Genomic DNA, 1031 nt, shown 5'->3' with positions numbered 1-1031 from the left:
GGGCGAAGCTGAGAACTTAAGCGCCAGTAAACGGCGGTGGTAACTATAACCATCCTAAGGTAGCGAAATTCCTTGTCGGGTAAGTTCCGACCTGCACGAATGGCGTAACGACTTCTCGACTGTCTCAACCATAGGCCCGGTGAAATTGCACTACGAGTAAAGATGCTCGTTTCGCGCAGCAGGACGGAAAGACCCCGGGACCTTTACTATAGCTTGATATTGGTGTTCGGTTCGGCTTGTGTAGGATAGGTGGGAGACTTTGATCATCGAGCGCCAGCTTGGTGGGAGTCGTCGTTGAAATACCACTCTGGTCGTGCTGGATGTCTAACCTCGGTCCGTGATCCGGATCAGGGACAGTGTCTGGTGGGTAGTTTAACTGGGGCGGTTGCCTCCTAAAGGGTAACGGAGGCGCCCAAAGGTTCCCTCAGCCTGGTTGGCAATCAGGTGTTGAGTGTAAGTGCACAAGGGAGCTTGACTGTGAGACTGACGGGTCGAGCAGGTACGAAAGTAGGGACTAGTGATCCGGCGGTGGCTTGTGGAAGCGCCGTCGCTCAACGGATAAAAGGTACCCCGGGGATAACAGGCTGATCTTCCCCAAGAGTCCATATCGACGGGATGGTTTGGCACCTCGATGTCGGCTCGTCGCATCCTGGGGCTGGAGTCGGTCCCAAGGGTTGGGCTGTTCGCCCATTAAAGCGGTACGCGAGCTGGGTTTAGAACGTCGTGAGACAGTTCGGTCCCTATCCGCTGCGCGCGTTGGAGTCTTGAGAAGGGCTGTCCCTAGTACGAGAGGACCGGGACGGACGAACCTCTGGTGTGCCAGTTGTTCTGCCAAGGGCATGGCTGGTTGGCTACGTTCGGGAGGGATAACCGCTGAAAGCATCTAAGCGGGAAGCCTGCTTCGAGATGAGGGCTCCCACCCACTTGATGGGGTAAGGCTCCCAGTAGACGACTGGGTTGATAGGCCGGATGTGGAAGCCTCGTGAGGGGTGGAGCTGACCGGTACTAATAGGCCGAGGGCTTGTCCATGT

General features: G+C 56.5%; 1 rRNA gene. It reads left to right on the top strand.

Annotation, left to right across the window (positions count from 1 at the left end):
* Positions 1-1029 (top strand): 23S ribosomal RNA (locus WA788_RS35340); the annotation flags it as partial.
* Positions 1030-1031 lie beyond the last annotated feature (2 nt).

Source organism: Streptomyces sp. CA2R106 (assembly GCF_037034245.1).
Lineage (GTDB): Bacteria > Actinomycetota > Actinomycetes > Streptomycetales > Streptomycetaceae > Actinacidiphila.
This window is presented reverse-complemented; position numbering and strand designations above follow the sequence as displayed.